Here is a 6,000-nt window from a genome sequence, read left to right on the forward strand (position 1 = left end):
CGAGCACAAAAATCAACGCGATCACCAAGGCCATCTGAACCGTCGAGGCTACAGCAACGACCACCTGCTCCGCTCCGAACTGGATTTGGCTAAACACATGGATCGGTAGTGTGGCCAATCCCGGCTCGACAGGAAGAGTGTCGCGTTCGCCTCGTTGCCCAAGCCGACCGCCCGCGAGAACTGCGCGGCGCATTCGGATGTTGAAACCGGGCTTGCCGCGTCACGGAGAATCCCGAGCACGACCTGGCGCTGGTTCACGCCTCCCATCGACGCCTTGACCTCATCTGAAATCCCGGCGGTTCGGCCTGGACGGCGTGCCCTGATTGCCGTCGGCTCGTAGCCGGGTTCGTAGATTGCAATCACCTTGTCAATGCAACTGACCTGCTCGCGGACCTCGGCTTGCAGCTTCGCCAGTTCCTCGAGCCTGTTGGTCAATTCGGCTCGTTTCAGTTTCAACTCATACGCGACGCTCATGCCCGCCCTGTCTCATATTCCGATTTGAGACAGGGTAGATCAGCTCGCTTAGGAGATCTGGTGGTTTTTGCTACCTAATGCCGATCTTCTGCGCCAGCGTTCGCTCTCGGCCCGATACGAGAAGGCCCGCCGCGACGAACTCATCGTTGCAGCCCCTGTCGGCTTTATGAAAAGTTGGCCTTCTGTCCGCCGTCTTCGCAATCATATCAGCTAGCGGCAACCACCCATCTGAAAACATGATAGCTGAAATCATGACTTTATACTGGTGTATCTATCTCTCACCGGTGCATGTTTCATATGCGTTTCATATCGGGCTTAACGTCGCACACATGTGAGGGATTCGATGGTACTCGGCCACCTACTCTCACTATTTTAGGAAACTGGGATGCAATCGATAGGTGGCGGCACGACAAGCTCGAAGAGATCTCGGAAAGCATGCGAAACAACTTTTGCGGGGTCTATATCATGTGTATTCTATGATGCAGATGGCCTTTCGCAGTATTCCCAAAACGGTCCAGACATTTACGCTGGCAAAATAGAAGGACTTCGGTTATGGATTCAGAGAGTGTTTGCTATTTGCCGGCAGTTGAGCTAGCGGAGCTGTTTCGTACCAAGAAATTGTCTCCAGTTGAATACATGGACGCACTTCTGGATAGGGTCACCAAATTGGATCCCAAGTTGCACGTCTTCGCCTATCTTGCTGCAGATCGTGCGATGGACGAGGCGAGGAAGTCCGAAGCTGCAATTATGACCGGCGCGCGGGTCGGCCGACTGCACGGTGTGCCGGCAACCATCAAGGACTTCTCGATTACCAAGGACATGCCGACGCAGTTCGGCAGCAAAATCTTCGCGGGCCATCAGCCGCACGAGGATACGCAGGTAGTTTCGCGACTTCGTGACGAAGGTGCGATCATTCTTGGCAAGACAGCAGTGCCGGAGTTCGGGTGGACGGGGGTTTCGCGCAGTCCGCTCACGGGCATTACTAGCAACCCCTGGAAGCTGGGGTACAATGCTGGTGCGTCCTCGGCTGGCGCCGGGGCAGCGGCGGCTGCAGGCATCGGGCCTTTGCATCAGGGAAGTGACGGAGCAGGATCCATACGGATGCCTGCACACTTCAGTGGAGTTTTTGGACTCAAACCTAGCTTCGGACGGGTGCCATACTCTCCCGTAGGCACTGATGATCTCTGTTCACACTCTGGTCCGATAACGCGCACGGTTGGGGACAGTGCACTTATGTTGGAAGTGATTGCAGGTCCCCACTTTTTGGATCATACAACGCTAGAAGCGGGACCTGCCAACTACCTAAGCCGGCTGCGCCAGGGAATTAAGGGTAGTCGCATTGCCTATAGCCCGGATTTAGGCGTTGCGCGCGTAGATCCTGAAGTTGCCTCTTTGGTCAAGGTTGCCGCCGCTCGTTTTGAGGAGCTCGGAGCGAAAGTTGAAGAAGTCGCTACTCCTTGGGCGAAGGACGGACCAGAGTTGATTCGATTCTTTTGGTCAGCCCATCTAGCGGGTCTCGCACAGTACCTTCCGGAGTGGGAGGAACACATGGACCCCGGGTTGGTCGCCTGCATCAGAGAGTCCAAGGACATCCGCATCACAGAGTATCAAACGATGCGTGAGCGTAAGATGACATACGTGGCCAATATACATCGTTGGTTCCAGGACTGGGACTTCTTGATTACTCCCTCTGTTTCGGTTGCCGCCTTTCCAGCTGAAAAACTGATGCCAGACCATTGGCCCACGCATCCTTGGGACTGGATAAGCTGGGCGGAGTTCTCATACCCGTTCAACATGGCCTGGAATCCGGCAGCCAGCGTACCCTGCGGATTTACTAGTAGCGGACTGCCGGTTGGTATGCAGATCGTTGGTAAGCGCTTCAACGATCTTGGTGTCCTGCAAGCGTCGGCAGCATTTGAGGCACTCCAGCCATGGGCCGACAAGCGCCCGAAGCTTTGAGTGACTCTGCCGCAGAACTTGCAGGCCAGCAAGCACATCGCCGTTCCCTCTACTCTATGTTGGGAAGTTACGAAACCGCAGGCGAAAGTCTCCGTTGCGGTGCGTCTTTGGAATTTAAGGGATGCAGCGCAAACAAAGGAAGGTCCAGCCCCGAGAGAGCATTGGCTTGTTATCTGTTTAGGTGTCCAGTCGTATTGGCTCTCATGATTTCATCGCTTTTGGATCTCCTCATCACTCCTGTTCCCGGGCCACAACTCACAAGCTGGAAAGCAGAGTTACTGCTTTTGGCGACAGACGGGATACAGCCACTCTTGTCGGCACGAAGCTGGATGGCCTGCTGCCGATTTCTCGGACACCAGGTTAAGCTAACATAGCTTTCTCCTCGAACTCGACAGGGCTCATATAGCCCAACGTCGAGTGCCGTCGCCGAGAGTTGTAGGAAGCGCTCGATGTAATCGAACACGTCGGCCCTTGCGTCATCCCTCGTCCTCACGCGCCGACCGAAGTATGCCTGCCGGAGCTGCGAGGAGGTCGTGATGCAGGCGCCCGCAGCGGAGCGACTCGTCGAGAGGGGCATCCCGACTGAAGCGACTGTCGCCCACGTGCTGGTGTCGAAATATGCCGATCATCTTCCCCTGTATCGCCAGGCGCAGATCTATGCCTGCCAGGGCGTGAACCTGGATCGGTCCACGCTCGCCGACTGGGTCGGAAAGGCAACCTTCCTGCTTCGGCCCATCCATGAGAGACTCTTCGAGCGGCTGAAGGCGTCCGACAAGCTCTTCGCCGACGAGACCACGGCGCCGGTGCTCGATCCCGGGCGGCGCGGTCGCGCCGAGCCGGGCCAGCTGTTCGCTTACGCCCGCGACGATCGCCGCTGGGGCGGGATCGCTCCACCTGGCGTCGCCTATCTCTATGCGCCCGACCGCAAAGCCGAACAGCCACTGCGGCACCTTCAGGGCTTCGTCGGAATCCTGCAAGTCGACGGCTACGCCGGATACCGGGCGTTGGCCGAGCGCAATGCCGTGAGCCCGGCGTTCTGCTGGGCATGTCCGTCGACGCTTCTACGAACCGGCCCAGTCCGGACCCGCGCCGATCGCCACGGAGGCGCTCCAGCGCATCGCCGAGCTCTACAAGATCGAGAGCGAGACACGGGGACGCTCGCCCGAAGAGCGGCGCATCGCCCGCCAGGAGAGAAGCCGCACCGTCATCGATATCCTCCAGCCATGGCTGCGCGAGAAGCTCGCCCTGGTCAGCCAGAAGAGCAAGCTCGCCGAAGCAAATCCGCTACCCGCTCTCGCGCTGGGCCGGACTTGGTCGCTTCCTCTACGACTGCCGCGTCGAGATCGACTCCTACGTCGTCGAACGCTCGATCAGGCCAATCGCCCATGCCCCCGCGCCACTCAAGGCCGTGGCCTGAGAACAGCGGTTACCTTTGGATCGGCATCGGCCGCCTCGTTTCGTTCGGCTTCGACCTCGCGGATCAACTCCAATGTCATGACGAGCCGGCGGCGCAGACGGTCCAACTCAGCCCGAAGATGGTGGCGGCAAATTACGGCCATCACCGGTCCGGACAGCTGCAAGATCACGATCCCATCAGCGCAGGGAAGGTCTCTTATTATACCCTGCGTGAACAGCTGTGCCTGGATGCGATTCTCGATGCGCAGCCCCTCCTGCACCAGGTGCTCGCGCTCACGGTGAATGCGCTTGGCGTCCTCCTCGTCTGGTGTGGGCACCCGCTTATAGCGCGACAATCTGGATGAGACGGCGTATTGCCTCACGTAACGATGCTCCCCGAGATTCAAGCGTTGCCTCATCCATTTTGCTCCCGGCTTGGGGCGAAGGAGGCCGGGCGCGGAGATGGCCGGGGTTTCGCAGCGCCCGGCCTCCTTCGCGAGCGCCACGGCGCCTCAGTGTGGCCTTGCGATCTCCAGGATCGGCGGCTCCTTGTTCAAGGGCCCAAACAGCAACGCGTCCGCCTGTTCGCTGCGCCAGACCTTCAGCCGACGCTGAAGTGTTCGAAGCAGTTTGTCCGGGTAGTCGCCGGGATACTCGGCCTGCAGTCGTGACAGAAGTTCGCTGCCGGTTCGCCATGGTTCGGCTTCGAACCAATTTCGCAAGTCGGCAGTCGCCTTGACGAGAGGGTCAGGACGCCGCCGCCCCCTTTTGGCTTTCACAATCGGGCGATCCGTCGGCCGGATAGCACCGTCCTTCCAGGCAGTCCGCAAAGTCGCCAGGAAAAGGTCGATCGGCTGAGTTGCCCCGTCAGGGCGCACGGCCGGCGAAGTGTCGGCAAGCGCAGCGAGCCGCTCCTGCATGGCGCGGATATCGCGCAATAGCAGGACAGGATCGAGTCCGGCGTAGATTTCCTGCAGTCGGGAGCGGACTGCATCTGAGGTGCGAGCGTCGGCGACCAGACGCTGATGCGGCGTAGCTGGCGGACTGTACGTCTTGCGCACACGCGCGCCGTCGCGCTGCTTCGCGATCAACTTGAACGATGGCTGAAAGAAGTTCACGAACAGCCGCGCTGACCGGTAGAGCTTCGCTAGCAGCGCGGCGGCCTCCAGCCCCTCGAACCGACGATATCCGACCATCCTGCGCACCACGGCGCCATTCTTCTGCTCGACGAACGCCTGGTCGTTCTTGCGGTAGGGGCGGCAGCGCGTGAAGACGATGTTGGCGGCGGCGCAATAGGCCTTCAGCGTCTCGTTCATGAAAACGGTGTCGTTGTCCGTATCCAGGCCGAGAAGCGCGAAGGGCAGTTGCTTGCGCAATTCTGTGAGCACCGTGCTCAACAGCGTCTGTTCGCGAACCAGCAGCGGCGCACATTCCGTCCAGCCGGTCGCGATGTCGGTGAGCACGAGGGTTTGGATGAAGCTGCCGCGAGCCGAAGGGCCGCTATGGGCGACGAGGTCCGCCTCAACGAAGCCTGGCGCTGGATCGTCCCAATCCGCCGACGTTCTAATGGGAATGCTCCGTCGCAGGGCATGCGCCGCGGGCCGTCGTCGGGGACGTCCCAAGCCTTCTCGGATCGGTCCCAGCGTCCTGTCGATCGTGGCCGCGCTCATCGCCAGCAATTTGCCCCGGATTTCGGGCGCCAGGTCAAAATGACCGTGCCGTTCCATCGCCTCGAGAAGGACGGGCAGCAACGCCTTCAGCCGCTTGCCGCAGACGCGGTCAGACGCCTCCCACAGCAATATCAGCGCATTGCGTTCCGCTTCATCATAAATCCGCGGCCGCGCTCGCCGGCCTGAAAACGGCCCTCTCACGGCGTCTTAGCAGCCGCATCGCATGCTTGCGGTGAAAGCCCGTGATGACGACGAATTCATCCAAAATTCTCGCCTTCTCCGCTCGCGTCGAAGCACGATAGCGCTCTGAAACCGCAGCCGTCAGTTCTTTCCGTGTCGCCATGCTCAGCCGTCCCATAGTTGCCCCTGCTCATACCTCTCGGTAGGGAGCAACGTAAGCGGTGCACCAAGGCACCTTTCCCGAAGTCGCCTGATGCGTGTAGGGCGGTCAGCCGTTAGTCGGCACGCCAGCGGCGATCACTGCGGGCTGTCATAGCGGGTG

Annotated in this window: 2 protein-coding genes and 4 pseudogenes; 2 read left to right on the plus strand and 4 right to left on the minus strand. The window is 59.8% G+C overall.

Translation table 11 applies throughout. The annotated features are described in order from the left end of the window. Window positions 1–48: 48 nt before the first annotated feature. Window positions 49–474: a hypothetical protein gene (locus tag RFM41_RS32885; protein ID WP_320253349.1), complete on the minus strand. Its 426-nt coding sequence runs from the start codon at window positions 472–474 to the stop codon at window positions 49–51. 552 nt (window positions 475–1,026) lie between these two features. On the opposite strand from RFM41_RS32885, the gene RFM41_RS32890 reads away from it, so the two are divergent. Continuing rightward, the gene (locus RFM41_RS32890) at window positions 1,027–2,433 is read left to right on the plus strand and encodes an amidase family protein (protein WP_320253348.1); all 1,407 of its coding nucleotides are present in this window, start codon (window positions 1,027–1,029) and stop codon (window positions 2,431–2,433) included. 360 nt (window positions 2,434–2,793) lie between these two features. On the opposite strand, the pseudogene RFM41_RS32895 reads toward RFM41_RS32890, so the two are convergent. Beyond that, window positions 2,794–2,932, minus strand: a pseudogene (locus RFM41_RS32895) (IS3 family transposase); the annotation flags it as partial. Here RFM41_RS32895 and tnpC point away from each other — a divergent pair. Continuing rightward, window positions 2,916–3,817: pseudogene (gene tnpC, locus RFM41_RS32900) on the plus strand (IS66 family transposase); the annotation flags it as partial. The pseudogenes RFM41_RS32895 and tnpC sit on opposite strands and share 17 nt — an antisense overlap. Window positions 3,818–3,857: 40 nt before the next feature. Here tnpC and RFM41_RS32905 read toward each other — a convergent pair. Together RFM41_RS32905 and RFM41_RS32910 are read right to left on the minus strand one after the other, a co-directional pair. Then, window positions 3,858–4,337: pseudogene (locus tag RFM41_RS32905) on the minus strand (hypothetical protein); the annotation flags it as partial. Window positions 4,338–4,340: 3 nt separating this feature from the next. Next, a pseudogene (locus RFM41_RS32910) lies at window positions 4,341–5,856 on the minus strand (ISNCY family transposase). Between the last annotated feature and the right edge of the window lie 144 nt (window positions 5,857–6,000).

It is taken from the genome of Mesorhizobium vachelliae, assembly GCF_033977325.1.
Classification (GTDB): Bacteria; Pseudomonadota; Alphaproteobacteria; order Rhizobiales; family Rhizobiaceae; genus Mesorhizobium; species Mesorhizobium vachelliae.

Coding starts and splice junctions, on each gene's coding strand:
- RFM41_RS32885 (WP_320253349.1), bottom strand. CDS start 474: ATGAGCGTCGCGTATGAGTTGAAACTGAAACGAGCCGAATTGACCAAC.
- RFM41_RS32890 (WP_320253348.1), top strand. CDS start 1,027: ATGGATTCAGAGAGTGTTTGCTATTTGCCGGCAGTTGAGCTAGCGGAG.